Raw genomic sequence first — 20,122 nt, 5'->3', positions numbered from 1 at the left:
ATGTTGGTCACATTCAAAACCGATGCCCATGCCGACATCATTATGTTTGGCGATGTAGCCCTGACTCTGCTCAAGCTCATGGGGCAAAGTGGCAGGACCCCCGGGGCCTTGTTGGCCGCGGATATTCCCCAGGCCTTGGCGCGACTGCAAGCGGCGGTCGCGGAACATCCGGACCTGACACTGGACCCGGCGCCCTCCTCTCGCCAGGGGGACGACGATCAGGGACGCCATGTCAGCCTGGCCAATCGCGCCCTGCCCCTGATCGATCTCCTGACCACGGCGGCGGCGCGGGGCAAGAATGTGATGTGGGATAACTGATTCCCCCCTGAATCCGCGCCAGGAGAGGGTTTCCGCTTGGAATCCGCCCCCGGCTGGGGGATCATTGACAAATTGTAAAAGACCCCCCCGGGAGCCGACGATCACATGGAAAATGCCACTTCCTCCGCGGACCAGGCCAAGCTGGCCAAAACTCCGGCCACCACCACCCAAGCTTCAGAGATGGGAGGTGACCGCCTGACGGCGCTGGACAGCGCCCTGGAGGCCCAGGCCAGCAAACTGCGGGACCTGGAGGTAGCCCTGATCGGACGTATCGCCGACGTGGACGACGATCGCCGCCGGACAGCGACGGAAGTCAGGCGCGCCCTGGACGCCCAGCGGGACGACATCGAGGAGGAGATCCGGCGCCGGGGTCTCATGACGACCATCCTTGTCCTCTTCGCCTTCCTCGTCTCCATCGGCGGGGCCACCCTGGGCCTGCTCCAGATCAACAGCGGTGATACCGAGGTGAGCGCCCAGTTGAGTGGCATCCAGGAGGCGGTCGCCCGCCTTTCCACCATCGACACGGCCCCGCTGGACGAGCGCCTGGGGGAACTTGACCAGGCCGTCACGCGTCTGTCCGGGGATCTGGAGACCAAGGTCGATGAGCGCCAGTCCGGCGTCACCGACCTCGCCAACCGCCTGAAGGGACTGGAGGAGACCCTTGCCAGCCAGCCGGAGCAATCGCCCGCCAAGCCGGATGCCATGAAAAAGGAGATCGAGGAGCGCCAGGCCACGGACGCCGACTTGATCGCCAAGATCGAAGAGATTCAAAAGGCCCAGGAACGACTGGGCAAGGACATGCTGCTGCTGCGCGACAGCCTGGCGAACACCCTGGCCTCCGCCAACCTGCCCTTGGAACAGAAAACCTGGACCCCGGAGGAGACCCCCACCCAAGCCGCCACAGCGCCCGCCCCCACCGCCGAATCGGCCCCCCTGTCCCCGCCCGAGACCACCCTCGAAGCCAAGGCGGCCCCCGCCCTGGTTGAGGACGTGATAACCGTGGGCGATCACCCCCTGGCCCTGCAACTTATCAGCTTCAAGAACCTAGAGGATGTGCGCCGTTTCGCCAATCGCGCGGATACGCCCAACCGCGTCTACTACCGCGAGGAGAGCCGGCGGGGCAAGCCCTGGTATGCCCTCTTCCACAGCCTTTACCAAGACCAGGCCGCCGCCGCCGAGGCCAAGGCGGCCCTGCCCGCCGAACTCGCCGCTCTCAAACCCATCATTCGCCAATTGGACGCGGGGGCACAGCTCCAGGTCCTGGACCGCGCCCCATGACCGCCTCCCAGGCGAGTCAGGCCCAAACCACCGGTCCGCGCCTGGCCCGGGAACAGGCGACCATGGCCGCCATGATGGCCCTCTATTGCCGCGATCACCACGGCACCCGGAACGGCAGTTGCGACGACTGCGCTCAATTGCTGGACTATGCCCGCCGGCGGCTCGCCACCTGCCCCTTTGGTGAGGAGAAGCCCGCCTGCAACAACTGCCAGGTCCATTGCTATAGCGCCAGCCAGCGAGAACGGGTCAGGGTAGTCATGCGTTATGCCGGTCCACGCATGCTGTTTCGTCACCCCATCCTGAGTCTCTACCACCTCCTCGACAAACGCCGCGAGGCCCCGCCCCTGGCGGCGATCAAGCGGGAGCGGTCAGCCGCCGGGCACTCGGGTGATAGGGCGGCCGCCAAACCCTAGGCGCCGATCGCCCTTTCGCCCCCCTTATGGCCCTTCAGGCCCCTTCCCCCCCGGAACCTCGACCGATGCTTTGCTGGGCACGCCAACTCTTCATCCTGATGGTCGCCCTGCTGGGCATCAGCCAGATGATGGCCGCCTGCGGCCAGAAAGGCCCCCTCTTCCTGCCTGACGAACAGGCTGGCAAGCAGGAAGTCTCCAGGGAATCCCCGGCGCAATCGCCCCAGCAGGACCAGGCCCCCGAGATCCCCGGCCCGGAAGCCGTGCCGCCACCCGTCCGCTAGGAACCCCCGCCGATGGATCATTTTCAGTACCAGGAACATCGCCTCTATGCCGAGGAGGTGCCGGTCGCCAACATCGCCGAGCGCTTCGGCACCCCTTGCTATGTGTATTCCCGCGCCACCCTGGAGCGCCACTGGCGGGCCTTCGACACCGCCTTCGGCCATCATCCCCACCTGATCTGCTTTGCCGTCAAGGCCAACTCCAACCTGGCCGTGCTCAACGTCCTGGCGCGACTGGAGTCCGGTTTCGACATCGTCTCGGGTGGGGAACTGGAGCGGGTGCTGGCGGCGGGGGGCGACCCGGCCAAGGTCATCTTCTCCGGCGTCGGCAAGCGCGCGGAGGAGATGCGCCGGGCCCTGGAGGTCGGCATCCGCTGCTTCAATGTCGAGTCCGAGGCCGAACTGGAACGTCTGGAAGGGGTCGCCCGGACCTTGGGCACCGTCGCCCCGGTGTCGATCCGCGTCAACCCGGACGTGGATGCGGGCACCCACCCCTACATCTCCACCGGCCTGCGCGAGAACAAGTTCGGTATCGACATCCATGCCGCCGACCGGGTCTATGAGCGCGCCGCCGCGAGCCCCCATCTGCGCGTGACCGGCATCGATTGCCACATCGGTTCTCAGCTGACCGAGCTGGCGCCCTTTCTCGACGCCCTCACGCGGGTCCTGGAACTGGCGGACCGGCTGGAACGCTTCGGTATCCCCATCCATCACCTGGATCTGGGCGGCGGCCTTGGCATCCGCTACACCCATGAAACCCCACCCGAGCCCGCCGACTATGCCCGCGCCCTGGACCAGCTCCTGGAGGGCCGCCATTACGAAATTCTGCTGGAGCCCGGCCGCGCCATCGCCGGCAACGCCGGCATCCTGCTGACGCGGGTGGAAATGCTCAAGGACAACGGCCAGAAGCGCTTTGCCATCGTCGATGCCGCCATGAACGATCTGGTGCGCCCCGCCCTCTACCAGGCGGTCCAGGACATCATCCCCACCGACCGCCACGAGGGGGGCGAGCGCGCCCTCTACGACCTGGTGGGCCCCGTGTGCGAGACCGGCGACTTCATCGGCAAGGCCCGCGATCTGGCCCTTGCCCCCGGTGACCTCCTGGCCGTGCGCGGCAGCGGTGCCTACGGCTTCACCATGAGTTCCAATTACAACAGCCGCCCCCGCGCCCCCGAGGTCATGGTGGATGGCGCCAACATCCATCTGGTACGCCCCCGCGAGACGGTCGCGTCCCTCTTCGCCGGGGAGACGCTAATCCCTTGAGCCACATGACATGAGACGCCGTCCCGCACCCGAACGCATGGAGGACGCAGCCCGGGCCCGGGCCTATGCCCAGGCGGACTTCGCCGAGGACGGCAACCGATTCCTCCAGTCCCTGCGCGACCTGCATCCCGGCAACCTGGACGGCCAACGGGCCCTGGCCCTGGGTTGTGAGCCGGCGGATTATGTCATCCGCTTTCTCAAGGCCTGGCCCGGGGCGCGCTGCGAAGCCCTCGACGACTCCGCCGACCGGCTGGAGATCGCGCGCGCCAGCCTGGGGGCCTGGCCCGGGGTCGCCCGCCGCTGCCAACTGATCCACGACACCCTGCCGCCGACGCAAGTGGCGGCCGGCGCCTATGACCTGGTCCTGGCGAACAGCCTGCTGCATCGATTCCCCGACCCCCACCGGCTCTGGCGCGGCATCGGCGCGGCGGGCCGCCCCGGCGCCCTGGTCCTGGTCATGGACCTGATGCGCCCGCCCTCCCCTGGCTGGGCTGAATCCCTGGTGGTGACCTATGTAGGCGATGAACCCGAGCTGCTCCAGAACGCCTACCGCGACGCCCTCTTCGCCGCCTTCGAGCCCGCCGAGGTCCAGGCCCAGTTGGCCGAGGCCGGCCTGGCAAGCCTGGAAGTGGCGGTGGTAAGCGACCGTCACCTGACGGTCTCCGGCCGTCTGCCCGGCTGATCAGGACCATGAAACTCCCTTTCACTAAGATGCAGGGCCTGGGCAACGACTTTGTCGTCTTCGACGGCGTGCGCCAGCCGGTGACCCTGAGCGCGGACCAATGCCGCTTCCTGGCGGACCGCCGCTTTGGCATCGGCTGCGACCAGATCCTGCTGGTGGAGCCCCCACGCCTGGCCGGCACCGACTTCCACTACCGCATCTTCAACGCCGACGGCTCCGAGGTGGAACAGTGCGGCAACGGCGCCCGCTGCTTCGCCCGCTTCGTGCTCGACCAGGGGCTGACAGACAAGACCGAGATCCCGGTGGGCACCGCGGCGGGCCCCATCCACCTCTTTATCCAGGCCGACGGCCAGGTGCGGGTGAATATGGGCTCGCCCCGCTTCGCCCCCGCGGACATCCCCTTCCTGGCGGCAGCGGAGGCGGATAGCTACGACCTGGAGGTGGACGGCCAGACCCAGAGGATCGGCGCCGTCTCCCTGGGCAACCCCCACGCCGTGCTGCGAGTTCCTGACCTGGACCAGGCCCCCGTCGCCCAGCTAGGTCCCCTCATCGAAGGCCATCCCCGCTTTCCCCAGCGCGTCAACGCCGGCTTCATGCAGATCCTGGACCCGGCCCATATCCGGCTGCGGGTCTTCGAGCGCGGCGCGGGCGAGACCCTGGCCTGCGGCACCGGCGCCTGCGCCGCCGTGGCGGTGGGCCGGCGCCTCGGCCTGCTGGATGAGGCCGTGCGGGTGAGTCTGCCCGGGGGCGACCTGAGCATCGCCTGGGCGGGCGGCGCCGAACCCATCTGGATGACCGGGCCGGCCGTCAGCGTCTTTAGTGGAGAGATCGAACCATGACCGCGCCGTCACCCGTCGGGGATACCGCCGTCGCCGCCTACCTGGAGGCCGACCCGGGGTTTTTCCTGCGTCACCCCGAGCTTACCGCCCGCCTGCGCCTGCCCCATGGCCCGGAAGGCACCCTGTCCCTGGTCGAACACCAGATGGGCCTGCTGCGCGCCCAGGTGGAAGACGAGCGCCGCCTCCTGGCTCAACTCATCGCCCGGGCCCGCGACTACGAGGCCCTCGCCGGCCGCCTCCACGGCCTCATGCTGCAACTCATCGGCGCCCCGGACCGGCCAAGGCTGGAGGCTCTGCTCAGCGACTCCCTGCGCCGGGAGTTCGAGGCCGAGGCCGTAGCCCTCGTATTCGACACCCAGGCCGGACAGGCTGGCGCCGACGGGACAACCGGGATGCAAGCCAGTGCCCGCTGCGGCCCCCTCGACCCAGACCATGCCGCCCTGCTGTTCCCCGACGCCGGTGTCGGCATCCGCTCCGCCGCCCTCATCCCCGTCCGCTCCCCCACCCAGTCAGGCCTGCTGGCCATCGGCAGCACCGACCCGGCGCGCTTCGGCCCGGACATGGGCACGGATCATCTGCACCGCCTGGGCGAGCTGGTCAGCGCCTGTCTCGCCGCCCTGGAGCCCTAAGGTCATGTCGGAAGCCAGCGCCGCCGACCAGGACCCGGCGGCCCCCGCACTGGCCGCCTTCCTGGCCCACCTGGCCCACGAACGCCGGCTCTCGCCCCTGACCCTGACGAATTACCGCCGCGACCTGGAACGGATCGGCGCCTGGCGCGCGGGGGCGGGCGCGGGTCTGGACTGGGCGACCATGACCCCGGAGGAGGTGCGCCGCTATGTCGCCTGGCGGCATCGCGGCGGCGCCGGCGGCAAGACCCTGCAGCGCGAACTCTCGGCCCTGCGCAGCCTCTTCAACTACCTGCTGCGGGAGGGCCGCCTAGGCGCCAACCCCGCCCAAGGCATCCGCGCCCCCAAGACCGAGCGCAAACTGCCCACCACCTTCGAGGCCGACCAACTCTGCGCCCTGCTGGACCAGGCCCAGTCCGAGGACCCCCTGGCCCTGCGCGACCGGGCCATGATCGAGCTCTTCTACTCCAGTGGCCTGCGTCTGGCGGAACTGGTCTCGATCAACCTCAACGACATCGACCTGGAGGATGCCAGTCTGGAGGTCCTCGGCAAGGGCGCCAAGCGTCGGCGCGTCCCCGTGGGTGCCCAGGCCATCGCGGCCGTGCGGCACTGGCATCAGGTGCGCGGCCAACTGGCCAGCCCCGGGGAAGCCGCCCTCTTCGTCAGCCAGCGCGGGTCCCGCATCCACCCCCGCACCGTCGAGCAGCGCCTCCAGCACTGGGCGGCGGCACAGGGCGCCGGCCGCCACCTGCACCCCCACCTGCTGCGCCACTCCTTCGCCAGCCACCTGCTGGAATCCTCCGGCGACCTGCGCGCCGTCCAGGAACTCCTCGGCCACGCCAATATCGGCACCACCCAGATCTACACCCACCTGGATTTTCAGCACCTGGCCCAGGTCTATGACCAGGCCCACCCCCGAGCGCGGCGCAAGGGCCCGGCAACCGAGGATTAAGCCGGACCGCCCCCCGTCATTTCTGGCTCCCTCCCCCCTGGTGGGGGAGGGTTGGGGAGAGGGGGTCTGAAGGGTTTACGGCCGAGTTTGCCTCGAGGTGGGTCTCTGGTCGCCCGGTCGTTTATGGCGGCGTGGGCTGATCGCGCAGGTCCGGGATTTTTAGGGTTTAGGTGTCAAGGACGTTGGAACTGAGTCACCTGTTGTGGCTTCCACATCCTTGGGCGATGCAACGGGGCGGAAACCCAAGACGCGGCAGTGGGCTGTAGCTACCTCTGAATAGGCGGTCAGATCATTTTGGAAGCGTTCGGCAAGCTGCTCGCGAATGGCATGCAGTTCAAGCACGATAGGGTCTCGCCAAGCGGGGGCCGTGGTCATTGGCACGTCTCCAGGAGTTCGAAGGTTGTAGGCGGGCGGGCCGTTCATTGGGCGCTAGCCGGGCAGGTAGCGGCCATCGTCCAGGCGGCGGGCGTGGCCGAGGGTGGCGAGGGTCTCCAGGAGTTCGGCGATCCGGGAGCGAGGGGCGCGGGTGAAGCCTTGGGCCAGGTCGGCGGCGCTGAGTGGGCCGGGGCGGGTGGCAAGGGCGGCGCGCAGGGCCTGGAACTGCTCAGGCAGGGTCTTAGGCCAGTCGGGTTTGGGGCCGCTGGCGGTAGGCGTGGCGGCGGTGATTTTCGCCTCGGTCTGGACGGTGGCGCCACCGCCGGGATGCTGGAATTCGGGGCGCAGCCAGCGGATGAGGCCACGACGCTCCTCGGTCGCGCGCTCGGTGTTGAGGGCGACAAGGCGCAGCAGGATCGTCTCCTCCACCCCGTTCCCCGAGCCCTTTCCTACCAGGGCCGGGATCAGGTCCTCCCAGCCGTAGGCGGCGAGGACGGCGGCGTCGAGTTCATCGTGGAGCTGACGCAGAACCGAAACCAGGCCCTGTTCGTGGATGATCTTATCCTTGGGGCTCAGGGGTTCGCCCCGACGCAGCATGTCCAGCACGTTGTACATGCCGGTCATGGTCAGCCCCGGGTGCAGCGCCTGACGGGCCTTGCGGTGGGCGTCGAGGTCCTCGGCCAGTTGGCGAATGCGGGTCTTGAGGGCCTCCGCGGGGTTAAGGGGATCCGTAGGTCGGGTTAGCGCAGCGTAACCCGACGAGACCGCGGCCGGGCGTCGGGTTACGGGCATCCCTGCCCTAACCCGACCTACGGGATCGTTAGGGGCGGGGAAGGGGAAGGTCTCGAAGCAGCGGGTCTTGTTGTAGCGGGGATCATTGCCCATGCCCAAGCGACCGCCGGTGGCAAGCGCCCAGAAGACATGGATGCGGCAGGAGAGAACCCCCAAGAGCCAGGCGTCATCGACTGCGATGTTGACCAGCATGTTGTCCGGCAGGATGGACTGGTCCAGGAACACGAAGGTGCGATGCTTGGCGGTCTCGACGGTGGCGATATAGCGGGATAGTCCCGCGAGTTGTCTCCTGAGCTTCGGATTGGTCTCCCCGAAGAGCCACCAATTCAGCTTCCTGGATTCGCGTTTGTTCTGGTCCCGTTCCGGCTTGACCCGCTCCAACACCCGCTGGTAGACCTCGGGATAACGCGACCTCACTTCGTCTGCGTTTAGCCCAAACAGGTCAATGACCATGACGCCCCGCGAATTTTGGGTCAGATCGCGGCCATTCAGATAAGCGCGAATGTGTCGGTCTAGGCCGAGCACACGACCCAAACCCAGGGTCAAGGCTTCTTTCGGCGTGACGATGAAGCCGGCACCATGGAGTTTGACTCCGGGATTGCTGAGGTCCCGATTAGCAAGCAACGCTACAGCCGAAGCTACATCGGCCCCAATCCGCAGGTCGGCATGGATGCGCCCGGCCGTCCGCTCCAGATCAACGTCCAGCCCCTCGCCCTGGCCGCTACGTTCGGCCACCACCTGGTCGATAACACCTAGCTTATCGCCCGCCTCGGCCACGGTCATGCCGATCCGCACCGCCGCCCCGCCCGCCGAATCGACCCAGGGGTGATCCGGGACCGCAAACAGCAGTGACAGGGGCTCGGCGGCCTTGAGGTGCCGCTCCAGCACCCGGCGGTTGAAGGTCTGGCGCAGGCTGTTGGTGGTGATGAAGCCGAAGCGACGCAGGTGCCCGCCCCGCGTCAGCTCGGCGGCACGCTCCCACCAGTACATGACGTAATCGGCGGACTCCGGGACCTCCCGCCAGGTCGTGCGCAGGGCCTCCACATAGCCGTCGCCCAGGGCACGGCGCAGGGTGCCGGCGCCAATGAAGGGCGGATTACCCACCACGAAATCCGCCTCCGGCCACTCCGCCCGCCGGGGGTTGAGGTAGCGTTCCAGCGGCAACCGGGCGTTCTCGTCCGGGACCGGCTCGCCGGTGACCGGATGGGGCTGGTAGGTCCGCCCGTCCCAGCGGGTGACCGGCCGGCCCGCCGCGTCCGTGACCCATTCAACCCGGTCGTAGGCGAGCACGGCATCGCGGCACTGGATATTGCGGAAGTCGCGGATCACGGGTTCCGGCGGGTTGACGTTGCCGTGGGTGCGGAAGTGCCATTGCAGATAGCCGATCCACAGCACTGTCTCGGCGATGGCGGCGGCGCGGGGGTTGATCTCCAAGCCGAGAAGTTGGTGGGGATCGACGCTCACCCCCTCCATGGCCATCAGCAGTTGGCGCTGGCCGAGGGACTCCAGGGTATCCAGGACCTCGCCCTCCAGGCGCTTGAGATGCTCGAGGGTGACGTAGAGGAAATTGCCGGAGCCGCACGCGGGGTCGAGCACCCGGATGTTGGCCAGGCGGACCTGGAAGGCACTGACCAGCCGGATGGCCTCCGGGTCCTTGCCCTGCTCGTGCAGGCTGAAGGCGGCGCTATGGACGGCGGTCCATTCCTCGCGCAGGGGGGCGATGACGGTAGGCAGCACCAACCGCTCGACGTAGGCGCGAGGGGTGTAGTGGGCACCCAGGGCGTGGCGCTCCCGCGGGTCGAGGGCGCGTTCCAGCAGGGTGCCGAAGATGGCGGGCTCGACGTGGCGCCAGTCGGCCCGGCCGGCGTCGATCAGCAGGTCGAGCTGGTCGCGGTCGAGCGGCAGGGCCTGGCCCGCGGCGAAGAGGCCGCCGTTGAAGCGCGGCACCCGCTCGCGCAGGATGACCGAGAAGGCGGCGCCCAGGTTCATCTCCCGCCAGAGGTGCTCGGTCAGCGGGACGAACTGGGCGGGATCGGCCCGCACCGATTGCAACAGGTCGGTGAAGCCGCCCAGTTTGATGAGCCCCACGTCCTCGGCAAAGAGGGTGAAGAGGCAACGGATGAGGAAGGCGGCGGTCACCTCGGGGGCATGGCCGGCGGACTCCAGCGAGACGGCGAGGCGCGCCAGGCGGGCGGCGATGTCCCGGGTGACGCGGGCGGCGCGGCGGCTGAGGTCGAGGCTGAGCGGGTCGAGCCAGAGGGCCCGCAGCCGGACGCGGATCCCGGGCCGGCGCAGGTCCTCCAGGCGGAGGCGGTGGGAGCGGGGGTCTGGGTAGGGGATATAGGCCCCGCCGCTGCGGCTGAACTCGCTGTAGAGTTCGATGCTCCGTCCCACGTCCACGACCACCACGAAGGGCGGCCGGCCCTCCGCCACGGGCAGGGCGCGGACATATTGCACCGCCTGGCCGTGGGCGCGGAGCATGGCCTTGTCCCAGCCGCGGGTATCCAGTTCCAGGCCGGTCTGTTTGCATTCCAGGACATAGCAGGCGCGGCGGTAGAGGTCGATGAAGCCCTGGCTCTGGGTGCCGTCGCCGTGCTGAAAGCAAACGCGGCGCTCGAAGCAGTAGACGTTGTCCTGGGTGTCTTCCCGCGCCGGGTCCGGCCGGGGCAGGCCAAGCAGGGTACAGAGTTCGGTCAGGAAAAGCTGGTAGTTGGCCCGCTCGGTACCGCTCGCGGCGGACCAGCGGGCGATGAAGGCCGCAACGATGGCGGGGTCAAGGGCATCGTCCTCTGGCGGGTCGTCCGACAAGAGGGGCAGCGGCGTGGCAGCGTCGTCCATGGGGCCGGGACTCCGGGGGAGAAGGGCTGATGACCGGATGCTAGCCGGGTTGAAAGGCTTTATCAATCAGCAATCAAAACAGCCCCTGCATCACCCCAGCCCCCTGGGCGAGCGATTCAAAATCCTCACCAGCGTTTCGATTGCGAGGTATCCGGCCACCTCCGCCGGCGTCGGGTCCGCCAGCCAGGGGACCACCCCCAGGCAGGGGGCGGGAAGGAGGGCGGCAAGGGTGCGGATATTTTCCTCCCGCCGCTCCAGGCCCGGATCGACCTGGTTGGCGACCCAAGCCGCCAGGCTGACCCCGCCCGCGAGAAGGCTCTCGGCGGTCAGGAGGGCATGGTTGAGACAGCCCAGACGCAGGCCGACGACCAGGATCACGGGCAGACCCAGTGCCTTGGCGAGGTCGCCAAGGGCCAGATCGGGGCCCAGGGGGACCCGCCAGCCACCGACCCCTTCCACGATGAGCAGGTCGGCCCGGGCCGCCAGGGCGGCGGCGTTCGCCTGAATCAGGGCCAGATCGATCTCGACCCCGGCCTCGCGGGCGGCGATATGGGGGGCAATGGGGGGGGCGAAGGCGTAGGGGTTGACCCAGGCGTAGGGAACGGCGAGGCTGGACTGGGCCAGCAGGCGGCGGGCGTCGGGATTGGTCAGGCCCTGGGGACCGGGTTCGCAGCCCGAGGCCACGGGCTTCATGGCCTGGACAGCGAGGCCCCGCTGCCGCAGGGCCTGGATGAGGCCCAGGCTGATCTCGGTCTTGCCGCAGCCCGTATCGGTGCCGGTGACAAAGAAACCCGGCGGGCCCTCGACTCCCCTGCCCGACTCGGGGCCCCCGCCGTCCGTGCCGCTGGCCAGGGTCCTCACCGGCATGGCGCTGCCCGGTCCCGGAAACGCTTCATATCCTTCATCCAGTTCCCGCGACCCCTCGGCTTCCCGCCAGGGACGCGCGGCCAATAGCGCTCATGGGCAAGGTCACGGAGCCGTCTGCCTTGAGCCGTTGCAGGGGCGCCCAGGCATGGCCATAGACCACCTCGTAGGTGGCGGGCAGGCGACCCTCGTGACGATGGACCTCGTAAGCGGCGCGCATGGCGGACCACCGGGCTTTGCCGGTGAGGCCGCGCGGGCGCTCGCGGGTGGCGTTGGTCGCGCCCAGACCCCGCAGGTCGTCCATCAGGCCGCCCAAGTCCTGGTAGGTCAGGGTCAGGTGTTCGGCGTCCATCACCGGGCCCTCGAAGCCAGCCCGCACCAGGGCGTCGCCCACATCGTGCAGGTCGAGGAAGGGGCTGACATGGCCGTAACCATCGGCCTGGGCCCAGGCGGCGCGCAACTCGCGCAGGGTATCGGGACCGAAGGTGGTAAACATGAGGAGGCCACCGGGGGCGAGGACGCGGCGCAACTCGGCGAAGGTGTGGTCCAGGTCGTTGCACCACTGGAGGGTGGCGTTGGAAAAGATGAAGTCGATGCTGCCCTCCGCCAGGGGCAGGGCCTCGGCATCGGCGCAGAGGCAGGTCGGGCGGCGCAGCAGGCTGCCCCGGCGGCGGGCCAGGCGCAGCATGGGGAAGGCGAAGTCCAGGGCCAGGACCCGGGCCTGGCGATAACGGCGCTGGAGGGCATCCAGGGCCAGGCCGGTGCCGGCCCCCAGGTCGAGGACGGTCCTCGGCGCCAGACGCACATAGTCCAACCGCTCCAGCAGGCGCGTGGCCATCTCCTTTTGCAGCACGGCGACGGTATCGTAACCGACCGCCGCCCGCTCGAAGGCACGACGGGCGGCGGGCTTATCCAGGGGGCTCTTCAGCCCCGGGTCGAGATTCGCGGCCATCAGGCCTCCAGTTCCCAGAGAAAGGACAGTAGGGCGGCGGTGGTCGCCGCCGGGTGGGAGAGGAAGGGGGCGTGGGCGGCCCCGGCTATGACCTGGACCCGCGCCTCGGGCAGCCGGGCGGCGATATCGGCGCCTACGGCGGCGGGGACCAGGGTATCCCGCGCGCCGAACAGCCAGAGGCTGGGGCAGTCAAGGTCCTGGAGCAGGGGGCGCAGGTCCGAGTCCCGCAGCAGATCCAGGCCCAGGGCCAGGGCGATCGGGTCCGGGGCGGGCCGCTCCGCTAGTTCTCGCTTGAGCAGGCGCAGTGTGTCCCGCGCCGCCTCGCTGCCCCGCACCTGGAGGGCGAGAAAGCGCTCCAGGGTACCGGCGGGGTCGGCGAGCAGGCCGTCGTGGAAGCGCGCCAGGGTCGCGGGGGCCATGGCCGCGGGCCAGTCGCTGGCCTGGACGAAACGCGGGGTGGCGGTCATCAGGACCAGCCCCTTCAAGCGCTCGGTGGCGCGCTGGGCCGCCGCCAGGGCGACCAGGCCGCCCAGGGACCAGCCCAACCAGACGGCCCGGTCCGGGGCCGCCGCCAGACAGACGTCCGCCCAGTCATCAAGCCCTTGCCAGTCAGGATCGCGGGTACTGCCGCCATGGCCGGGTAGCTCGATGGCCGTCAGGCGGTGGCCCAGGGCCAGATCGGCGGGCAGGCCGCGCCAGACGGCGGCGTTCATGCCCCAGCCATGGAGCAGCACCAGGTCCGGCCCCTGGCCGCGGGTCTCCCGGTAGAGGTTCAGCTCCCTCTCCCCGACCCTCCCCCGCGCGGGGGGAGGGAGCAAGGGCGCGGCGATCATGACGCCGCTCCCGGATCTCGCGCCCCCTTGGGCAACTCCGCCAGGGCCGCAAGCAGGCATTCCAGATCCTGGTCGCTATGCAGGGCGCAGAGGGTGACCCGCAGCCGGGCCGAGCCCTCCGGCACCGTGGGCGGACGGATGGCGGTGACCAGGATGCCACGCGCCTCCATGGCCTGACTCCAGGCCAGGGCGCGCTCGGCGGTCCCCGCCAGGATGGGCTGGATGGGGGTCGCGGAGGGCATCAGCGGCAGGCCGAGCTGTTCCGCCCCCCGGCGGAAGGTCTGGATCAGTTCCCGGAGGCGCTCCCGCCGCCACTCCTCGCGGCGGGCCAGGGCCAGGCTGGCGCGGGTCGCCGCCGCCAGGGCCGGCGGCGGGGCCGTGGTGTAGATGTAACTCCGGGCGGTCTGGATCAGGGTCTCGATCAGATCCTCGCCCCCGGCGACGAAGGCACCGAAGGTGCCGAGGGCCTTGCCCAGGGTACCCATTAGGATCGGTACGGCCTCGGCGTCCAGGCCAAAATGATCCAGGGTGCCCCGCCCTTCCCGGCCCAGGACGCCGAGGCCGTGGGCGTCATCGACCAGGAGGGGTACGGCCGCGGCCCGGGCAAGAGCCGCCAACTCGGGGAGGGGCGCCAGATCGCCGTCCATGCTGAAGACGCCATCGGTGGCGATGAGGGCCACCGGGCGGCCGGTGGTAGTGGGCACGACATTGGGCCCGGAGCCGGCCGCTGGCATGGAGCTAGCGTCGAACCCAGACCCGGATCCAGACTCGCACCCGAACCCGAACTCAGACTCGCATCCGAATCCGGACGAGGACCCCGAACCGGATTCCGACTCGGGATGGGAAGAGATCGCCAACTGGCGCCGCAAGGCCGCCATATCGCCATGGGGATAGCGCCGCAGGCGGGCACGAGCCAGCAAGGCGCCATCGATCAGGGAGGCATGATTGAGCCGGTCCTCGAAGACGGGCTCGCCCGGCCCGGCCAGGGCCTGGATGAGGCCCAGGTTGGCCATGTAGCCGGTGGAGAAGAGCAGGGCCCGCTCGCGGCCCAGAAAATCGGCCAGTTCCTCCTCCAGGGCCTGATGGGCCGGGCCATGACCAGCGACCAGGTGGGCCGAGCCGCTGCCGACGCCATAGGTCTCGGCCCCCCGCTGGCAGGCGGCGATCACCTCCGGATGGCGGGCCAGGCCCAGATAATCATTGGTGCAAAAGGCAATGGCCGGACGGCCATCAAGGATCAGGTGCGGACCTGGCGCCGCCTCGATCTGGCGGCGCCGGCGGTAGAGATGGGCCGCCCGCCGGCGCTCCAGTTCGCTCTTGAAGTCGCGGTTCACCAGGAATCAGGAGGCCGCGCCGATGCGGCTAGCGAACCGGTCCGCGGGCCTGATGGCGGACCATCCCCTCGCCCTGCCGTGCCGCAGGGCAGGAGCAACCTGCTGGCCCGCGCTCGGGGCGGGGGTCAATGCGCCTCGCACCGCTCGCAGGGGCCCGGCACCGAGCGTTCGGCCGCATCGACCTCCTCGAAGCTCATGCCCAGGCGTTGGAACAGATCCAGGTCGCGATCCGCCCCGGCGTTGGGGGTCGTCAGCAGGCGTTCACCGTAGAAGATGGAATTGGCGCCGGCGAGGAAACAGAGGGCCTGCAACTCATCACTCATGTCGGAGCGGCCGGCGGACAGGCGCACCTGGGAGGCCGGCATCAGCAGGCGGGCCACGGCGAGGGTGCGCACCAACTCCAGGGGATCGAGCCGGGCCGTGCCATGGAGGGGGGTGCCCTTCACCTGAACGAGCAGGTTGATGGGCACCGATTCCGGGTGCTGGGGCAGATTGGCCAGTTGCCGCAGCAGGGAGGCGCGATCCTGCCGCGACTCGCCCATGCCCAGGATACCGCCACTGCACACCTTGAGGCCCGCGCGCTGGACCCGGGCCAGGGTGTCCAGCCGGTCCTGATAGGTCCGGGTGGTGATGATCTGGCCGTAGAACTCGGGGGAGGTGTCCAGGTTGTGGTTGTAGTAGTCCAGGCCGGCGGTCTTGAGGCGCTGGGTCTGGGCGTCCGTCAGCATCCCCAGGGTGACGCAGGTCTCCAGACCCAGGTCGTGGACCGCCGCGATCATGGCTGTCACCCGGTCCAGATGCTTGTCCGTGGGGTTGCGCCACGCCGCGCCCATGCAGAAACGGGTCGCCCCCCGGGCCTTGGCGGCGGCGGCGGCGGCCGTCACCTCCGCCAGGGGCAAGAGGCGCTCGGGTTCCAGATCCGCGCCATGGGTCGCGCTCTGGGCGCAGTAGCCGCAATCCTCGGGACAGGCCCCGGTCTTGATGCTGAGGAGGGTGCTAACCTGGACCTTGTTGGGGTCGAAACAGGCCCGGTGGGCCAACTGGGCGCGAAAGAGCAGGTCCATGAAGGGCTGATCGAACAGGGCCACCACCTCGTCGAGGGACCAGTCGTGACGGAGTTGGTGGCAGGACTGGGGACTGGACATGAAGATTTTCCGGAGTCGATAGCGCCTGGACACGGGCTGCAATGGACCGAATCTTAACCCGATCCCGGGATCTGTCAACCATGATGGGGTGACGGAGTTTACGAATCCGACCCGGTGGTCGGCGGGTTATTGGGGTCCACGTTACCACCCGCGGCACGGGTGTCCCCGCCGGCCGCAGCTTGTTTTGGCGTTTCCCCCCGGGTGGCGCGGGGATGTGCCGCGGGTCCCCATGACAAGGCTGTTCGCCACCGAAGCCAAGCCTTACGGCGCGATGCCCGTGGCAAACCGCCGCAAGCGTTGTCCCTTGGCCCGAGCCTCGGCTAGCAACGGGTTCCAGCCGTCTGGCGGATGGCCGCTTTCCAGCATCTTGCGGAACACCCGGTAGGCGTCGTCGCTGCTCTCGTAGGCGCGCTTGGTGTCCTCGTCGTTGACCCACGCGAACACGATCACCTTGGCTTCAGCGTGGTAGCGGAAGAACAGTCGGTACTGCTGGAAGAACTTTGCCCGGAACCAGTGCTTGTGATCGTCGCCCAGAGTGCCGCCCTGGCGGTACTCCGGCCGCAGCGGGTCTTGCGGGATAACGTCGAACGCCAATTTGGTGATCGCCGCCAGTCGCTTGCTAGCGTTCTTTTTCACGTACCCGACCGGGTCCTCTTGCTTGAAGGACTCGACCTGCTGCGCCAGCACTTCAAGCTGGGCCAGGAACAGCGGATGGGCGAAAACCGTCCAGCCGTGGATGACCAGGGGTGTGGGCTTGCCCGCGCTCATTCATTGTCTGCCGACAGGGCGGCATCGAGATCGACTTCGATGCTCCCGACCAGCGACTGGAGCCTTTGGACGAGACCCGCATCCACAGCCTGCAGGCGCTCGGGATGGTGGGTGATGTCGCGAGCCAGGAATCCCAGGAAAGACCCCAGCACCGGGTCGTCTCCCTCGGAAACAGCGGCGCGCGTCAGCACGACCTCGCCGCCGGGCCGGATGGTGTAGTGGATCTTGTCGCGCTTGCCGAGCTTGAGGGCGCGGCGCACGGTTTCCGGCACCGTGGTCTGATAGCGATCGGTCAGAGTGGATTCGACTTCGAGGGTGGCTGGCATGGCGCTCTCCGGTCAAGGTAGTGGATGCGTCGTATAGTAATGCACTCGCCTTTCCAATTAAATGCGAATGCATTACCTCTGTTTGTTGCCATGCTGTCACGATCAAGGCGGGGTCGGCAGGGTCCGCGATATGCGCACGCGCTTTGTCCCCACCGTGAGTATAGCGCCTGATCGCCGGGATCGGGACTGACTTCCGCCGCCTCACGGACATCGTGGCCTTGCGTTCGCAGCCATTGTGCGAGACGCCGCCCGGCGCACCGATCAACGAGGAATTTCACCCGGCAACCGCGATCCTATCGATGCGGTCATGGGCAATGACCGTATGGGCATAGGCGAGGCAGGCGTTGATGTCGTCCTGGTCAAGGCCAGGATAATCCTCAAGGATGGCGGCGTAGGGCTCACCTTGCGCCAAGAGGCTTAACACCAACTCAACGAAAATGCGCAGGTTGCGAATAATGGGTTTGCCGCCGAATACCTCGGGGCGCGTAGTGATGCGTTGCAGTAAGGTATCTTGATTCATGGCAGTGGCGGTCGCGACTGATTGGACATCCTCCCAAGTTTAGGCCCCGGTGCAAGGTTGCGGCAGATTACGCCGAGTAAGGAGGCACGACGGCAGAGATCGCGGCTCGGTCACTGGCGGGGCATTTTGGAGACAGTAGATGCAGGGAATCGAGTGCGGAAAATCGGGGCCAGACCAGAATGGCACTTGACTAAAGCGCGGCCGCCCGATGGCCGCGCTCGGAACAGACTGATTCTAAGAAAGAATGGGGGGCTGGCCATCCCGGATGGTAGGCGGGTGGAGGTTGCGAGACCACCACAACCACCCGGGTAACCCGCGTCATGAACTGCGTACCCCCCTGAATCTGGTCGCCAACTCTCGGCTGTCAATGGCCACCGGACGGGACGAGAAGTCCTACTCCCACCCCCTAGCCCATCACCAGGGCAGGCGCTCCCCGTTGTACGCAATAAAGCTGCCGGTATCCGCAGGGTCCAGTTGATTCAAAGTTTGTAGCATCTCATGCACCGCCAGCCTGGCTGGACGGCCAATTTGTTCCCCTTTGAAGGGTTTGGATAAGCCGGTGGTGACGGTGCCGGGGTGCAGGCTGACCAACACCGCTTGCGGGTTGCCGCGCTTGACCTCGATGGCGGCGGTTTTCAGCAGCATATTCAGTGCCGCTTTGGAGGCGCGATAGCTGTACCAGCCACCCAGGCGGTTGTCTTCGATGCTGCCCACCTTGGCCGAAATCACGGCCAATACGCCGCGCTGGCGGTCCAGCAGGGCGCTGAAGTGGCGCAGCACCAGAGCGGGCCCGAAGGTGTTGACGCGAAAAGTGGCTTCCAGTTGGGCGTAGCCGAGGTCACCCAGTTTTTTCTCGGGCATGAAATCCGCCGTGTGCAGCACGCCGGCGGCGTTAATGATGAGGTGAAACTTGCCCGTGGCGTGCAACTGTTCGGCGGCCGCGCCGATGCTGGCCTCATCGTCAAAGTCCAGGCGCGGCTCGGACTGGCGGTGCAGCCCCACCACCTGCGCGCATCGGGGGTTGGCTTGTAGGGCCTGCACGAAAGCCTGGCCAATGCCACCCGAGGCGCCAAGAATCAAAGCGCGAAAACCGTCTGGGAATCTGTTCATGGTGTGGTTGCCGAGGGTTTAACAGAGTGAGTGGCGGTGCCGGTGCTCGTGCCCTAATCAGAGCGTCTCCAACCGCTGGCGGATATGCGCGGCCTGGGCTTGCAGCGCGGCCACCTCGTCTGGTGGCATTTTGGCCAATTGACGATAGGCCATGCCGATGCGCGGATTACGCTCCAGCTTGGCGGCGTTGCGCCGATAAAAGTCCCAGTACAGCGCATTGAAGGGGCAGGCGGTCTCGCCCAGACGCGGCTTCCTGTCATAGGCGCAGCCCTTGCAGGAGTCGCTCATGCGGTCAATGTAGGCGGCGCTGCTCACATACGGCTTGGTGGCCAGCAGGCCACCGTCGGCATACTGGCTCATGCCCAGCGTGTTGGGCAGCTCCACCCACTCAAAGGCGTCGATGTAAATGCCCAGATACCAGCGGTGCAGCGCCTGGACGTCCAGGCCAGCCAGCAGGGCAAAGTTGCCAATCACCATCAACCGCTGAATGTGATGCGCATGGGCGTTGCGCAGTGAGCCGGTGATGGCGGCGGCCAGGCAGTTCATGCGGGTTCGCCCGGTCCAAAACCATTCGGGCAGCGGCGTGGTGTGCTCGAAAAAGTTGTTTTGATCATAGCCCGGCATCCGCGCCCAGTAGATGCCGCGCACATACTCGCGCCAACCGATGATCTGGCGGATAAAACCCTCGGCCGGGGCCAACTCTACCCGGCCCGCGCGCCATGCGGCCTCAACACGGTTCACCACTTCGGCGGGCTTGAGCATCTTCACGTTTAGCGCAAAAGAGAGCAGCGAGTGGAACAGGCGCCAGGCCTTACGGCTCATGGCGTCCTGAAAATCGCCAAAGTGCGGCAGGGCCTGGGTGATGAAGTGATCCAGCTGCCCCTGGCGCCTCGGCCCGGTTGATGGGCCAGCGAAAGTGGTCCGCGCTGGGCTCGCCAAAGCTTTGCACACCGGCCGCTTGAATGCTGGCCCACAGCGCGCGGTGGTCGTGGCGCGGGCGCCAGTCGGGCGGCTCGGGCGGCGTGCCCTTCCAGGGCTTGCGGTTGTCCGCGTCAAAGTTCCACTGGCCGCCAGCGGGCTTATCGGCGCCGTCCATCAGTACCCGATGGCGTTTGCGCATCTGGCGGTAGAAGGTTTCCATCAGCCATTGTTTGCGGTTGGCGAACAGTTCGGCCGCTTCATGGCGCTGGGTGTAGAAGTGTTCACTATCGACACCCGGGCTACTCCCACTGATTCCATAAGGGCCCGAGGCCAGAAAGTCTTGTAGCTGTCGATCGAGCCGGTATTCGTCAGGCTCTTGGTATTCAAACACTTGCGCCTGGTAACACCGCAGCAGCGCAGTCAGGTTGGCGGGCAGGCTCTGCTGATTGGCGGGGTCGTCAATGGTCAGGTAATGCACCCGGTGACCCGCCTCGCCCAGTTGGCGCGCCAGTTCGCGCATGCCCGCGAAGATGGCAATGATTTTTTGCGCGTGGTGCAACACGTAATCCGTCTCCTGGCGGATTTCCATCAGCACATAGACCAGGTCGGGCCGCAGGGTGGCAAACCAGCTATGTTGGGGGTTGAGCTGATCGCCCAGGATCAGCCGCAAGGCGTGGGCGGGAGGGGTGTTCATG

Annotated in this window: 19 protein-coding genes and 1 pseudogene; 9 read left to right on the top strand and 11 right to left on the bottom strand. The window is 67.7% G+C overall.

What is annotated here, in order from left to right; all coding sequences use genetic code 11:
• The 9 genes from IPN92_12535 (at position 1) to xerC (ending at position 6,649) form a co-directional block, all read left to right on the top strand.
• Complete coding sequence (locus IPN92_12535; GenBank protein MBK8639048.1) at positions 1–318, top strand: DUF1840 domain-containing protein; 318 nt, start codon at positions 1–3, stop codon at positions 316–318.
• Between the two features lie 105 nt (positions 319–423).
• Positions 424–1,596, top strand: coding sequence for an SPOR domain-containing protein (locus IPN92_12530; protein ID MBK8639047.1), 1,173 nt, complete (start codon positions 424–426; stop codon positions 1,594–1,596).
• Positions 1,593–2,009: a nitrous oxide-stimulated promoter family protein gene (locus tag IPN92_12525; GenBank protein MBK8639046.1), complete on the top strand. Its 417-nt coding sequence runs from the start codon at positions 1,593–1,595 to the stop codon at positions 2,007–2,009. Before IPN92_12530 ends, IPN92_12525 begins: the two co-directional genes overlap by 4 nt.
• 65 nt (positions 2,010–2,074) lie before the next feature.
• On the top strand, positions 2,075–2,290 hold the full coding sequence (locus IPN92_12520) for a lipoprotein (GenBank protein MBK8639045.1): 216 nt from the start codon (positions 2,075–2,077) through the stop codon (positions 2,288–2,290).
• A 12-nt stretch (positions 2,291–2,302) separates the two neighbouring features.
• Entirely contained in the window at positions 2,303–3,550 is a 1,248-nt protein-coding gene (gene lysA / locus IPN92_12515) for a diaminopimelate decarboxylase (GenBank protein MBK8639044.1), read from the top strand.
• A gap of 10 nt (positions 3,551–3,560) precedes the next feature.
• Positions 3,561–4,232 carry a methyltransferase domain-containing protein gene (locus IPN92_12510; protein ID MBK8639043.1) on the top strand — a complete coding sequence of 224 codons (672 nt, stop codon included), beginning with the start codon at positions 3,561–3,563 and terminating at the stop codon, positions 4,230–4,232.
• A gap of 8 nt (positions 4,233–4,240) precedes the next feature.
• A complete protein-coding gene (gene dapF / locus IPN92_12505; GenBank protein ID MBK8639042.1) occupies positions 4,241–5,071 on the top strand; it encodes a diaminopimelate epimerase in 831 nt (276 codons plus the stop codon).
• Positions 5,068–5,700, top strand: coding sequence for a DUF484 family protein (locus tag IPN92_12500; GenBank protein ID MBK8639041.1), 633 nt, complete (start codon positions 5,068–5,070; stop codon positions 5,698–5,700). The genes dapF and IPN92_12500 overlap by 4 nt, the downstream gene beginning before the upstream one ends.
• 4 nt (positions 5,701–5,704) lie before the next feature.
• A complete protein-coding gene (gene xerC, locus IPN92_12495; GenBank protein MBK8639040.1) occupies positions 5,705–6,649 on the top strand; it encodes a tyrosine recombinase XerC in 945 nt (314 codons plus the stop codon).
• A gap of 429 nt (positions 6,650–7,078) precedes the next feature.
• Here xerC and IPN92_12490 read toward each other — a convergent pair whose 3' ends face one another.
• The 11 genes and pseudogenes from IPN92_12490 to IPN92_12440 form a co-directional block, all read right to left on the bottom strand.
• Positions 7,079–10,654, bottom strand: a complete 3,576-nt coding sequence (locus IPN92_12490; protein MBK8639039.1) for a class I SAM-dependent DNA methyltransferase — start codon at positions 10,652–10,654, stop codon at positions 7,079–7,081.
• Between the two features lie 90 nt (positions 10,655–10,744).
• A complete protein-coding gene (bioD, locus tag IPN92_12485; GenBank protein MBK8639038.1) occupies positions 10,745–11,521 on the bottom strand; it encodes a dethiobiotin synthase in 777 nt (258 codons plus the stop codon).
• Between the two features lie 34 nt (positions 11,522–11,555).
• Positions 11,556–12,470: a malonyl-ACP O-methyltransferase BioC gene (gene bioC / locus IPN92_12480; protein MBK8639037.1), complete on the bottom strand. Its 915-nt coding sequence runs from the start codon at positions 12,468–12,470 to the stop codon at positions 11,556–11,558.
• Positions 12,470–13,303: a pimeloyl-ACP methyl ester esterase BioH gene (bioH, locus tag IPN92_12475; GenBank protein ID MBK8639036.1), complete on the bottom strand. Its 834-nt coding sequence runs from the start codon at positions 13,301–13,303 to the stop codon at positions 12,470–12,472. Before bioH ends, bioC begins: the two co-directional genes overlap by 1 nt.
• On the bottom strand, positions 13,300–14,637 hold the full coding sequence (locus tag IPN92_12470) for an 8-amino-7-oxononanoate synthase (protein MBK8639035.1): 1,338 nt from the start codon (positions 14,635–14,637) through the stop codon (positions 13,300–13,302). The genes bioH and IPN92_12470 overlap by 4 nt, the downstream gene beginning before the upstream one ends.
• Before the next feature lie 125 nt (positions 14,638–14,762).
• Entirely contained in the window at positions 14,763–15,782 is a 1,020-nt protein-coding gene (gene bioB, locus IPN92_12465) for a biotin synthase BioB (protein ID MBK8639034.1), read from the bottom strand.
• 261 nt (positions 15,783–16,043) lie between these two features.
• On the bottom strand, positions 16,044–16,550 hold the full coding sequence (locus IPN92_12460; protein MBK8639033.1) for a type II toxin-antitoxin system YhaV family toxin: 507 nt from the start codon (positions 16,548–16,550) through the stop codon (positions 16,044–16,046).
• Positions 16,547–16,876: a type II toxin-antitoxin system PrlF family antitoxin gene (locus tag IPN92_12455; protein MBK8639032.1), complete on the bottom strand. Its 330-nt coding sequence runs from the start codon at positions 16,874–16,876 to the stop codon at positions 16,547–16,549. The genes IPN92_12460 and IPN92_12455 overlap by 4 nt, the downstream gene beginning before the upstream one ends.
• Positions 16,877–17,150: 274 nt before the next feature.
• Positions 17,151–17,396, bottom strand: a complete 246-nt coding sequence (locus IPN92_12450) for a DUF433 domain-containing protein (GenBank protein ID MBK8639031.1) — start codon at positions 17,394–17,396, stop codon at positions 17,151–17,153.
• A 414-nt stretch (positions 17,397–17,810) separates the two neighbouring features.
• Complete coding sequence (locus IPN92_12445) at positions 17,811–18,506, bottom strand: SDR family NAD(P)-dependent oxidoreductase (protein MBK8639030.1); 696 nt, start codon at positions 18,504–18,506, stop codon at positions 17,811–17,813.
• A gap of 57 nt (positions 18,507–18,563) precedes the next feature.
• A pseudogene (locus IPN92_12440) lies at positions 18,564–20,121 on the bottom strand (cryptochrome/photolyase family protein).
• Between the last annotated feature and the right edge of the window lies 1 nt (position 20,122).

It is taken from the genome of Chromatiaceae bacterium (assembly GCA_016714645.1).
Classification (GTDB): Bacteria; Pseudomonadota; Gammaproteobacteria; order Chromatiales; family Chromatiaceae; genus M0108.
This window is presented reverse-complemented; position numbering and strand designations above follow the sequence as displayed.

Excerpts from the sequence above, each read along its gene's own strand:
- IPN92_12535 (MBK8639048.1), top strand. The coding sequence starts at position 1 with ATGTTGGTCACATTCAAAACCGATGCCCATGCCGACATCATTATGTTT.
- IPN92_12530 (MBK8639047.1), top strand. The coding sequence starts at position 424 with ATGGAAAATGCCACTTCCTCCGCGGACCAGGCCAAGCTGGCCAAAACT.
- IPN92_12525 (MBK8639046.1), top strand. The coding sequence starts at position 1,593 with ATGACCGCCTCCCAGGCGAGTCAGGCCCAAACCACCGGTCCGCGCCTG.
- IPN92_12520 (MBK8639045.1), top strand. The coding sequence starts at position 2,075 with ATGCTTTGCTGGGCACGCCAACTCTTCATCCTGATGGTCGCCCTGCTG.
- lysA (MBK8639044.1), top strand. The coding sequence starts at position 2,303 with ATGGATCATTTTCAGTACCAGGAACATCGCCTCTATGCCGAGGAGGTG.
- IPN92_12510 (MBK8639043.1), top strand. The coding sequence starts at position 3,561 with ATGAGACGCCGTCCCGCACCCGAACGCATGGAGGACGCAGCCCGGGCC.
- dapF (MBK8639042.1), top strand. The coding sequence starts at position 4,241 with ATGAAACTCCCTTTCACTAAGATGCAGGGCCTGGGCAACGACTTTGTC.
- IPN92_12500 (MBK8639041.1), top strand. The coding sequence starts at position 5,068 with ATGACCGCGCCGTCACCCGTCGGGGATACCGCCGTCGCCGCCTACCTG.
- xerC (MBK8639040.1), top strand. The coding sequence starts at position 5,705 with ATGTCGGAAGCCAGCGCCGCCGACCAGGACCCGGCGGCCCCCGCACTG.
- IPN92_12490 (MBK8639039.1), bottom strand. The coding sequence starts at position 10,654 with ATGGACGACGCTGCCACGCCGCTGCCCCTCTTGTCGGACGACCCGCCA.
- bioD (MBK8639038.1), bottom strand. The coding sequence starts at position 11,521 with ATGCCGGTGAGGACCCTGGCCAGCGGCACGGACGGCGGGGGCCCCGAG.
- bioC (MBK8639037.1), bottom strand. The coding sequence starts at position 12,470 with ATGGCCGCGAATCTCGACCCGGGGCTGAAGAGCCCCCTGGATAAGCCC.
- bioH (MBK8639036.1), bottom strand. The coding sequence starts at position 13,303 with ATGATCGCCGCGCCCTTGCTCCCTCCCCCCGCGCGGGGGAGGGTCGGG.
- bioB (MBK8639034.1), bottom strand. The coding sequence starts at position 15,782 with ATGTCCAGTCCCCAGTCCTGCCACCAACTCCGTCACGACTGGTCCCTC.
- IPN92_12460 (MBK8639033.1), bottom strand. The coding sequence starts at position 16,550 with ATGAGCGCGGGCAAGCCCACACCCCTGGTCATCCACGGCTGGACGGTT.
- IPN92_12455 (MBK8639032.1), bottom strand. The coding sequence starts at position 16,876 with ATGCCAGCCACCCTCGAAGTCGAATCCACTCTGACCGATCGCTATCAG.
- IPN92_12450 (MBK8639031.1), bottom strand. The coding sequence starts at position 17,396 with ATGAATCAAGATACCTTACTGCAACGCATCACTACGCGCCCCGAGGTA.
- IPN92_12445 (MBK8639030.1), bottom strand. The coding sequence starts at position 18,506 with ATGAACAGATTCCCAGACGGTTTTCGCGCTTTGATTCTTGGCGCCTCG.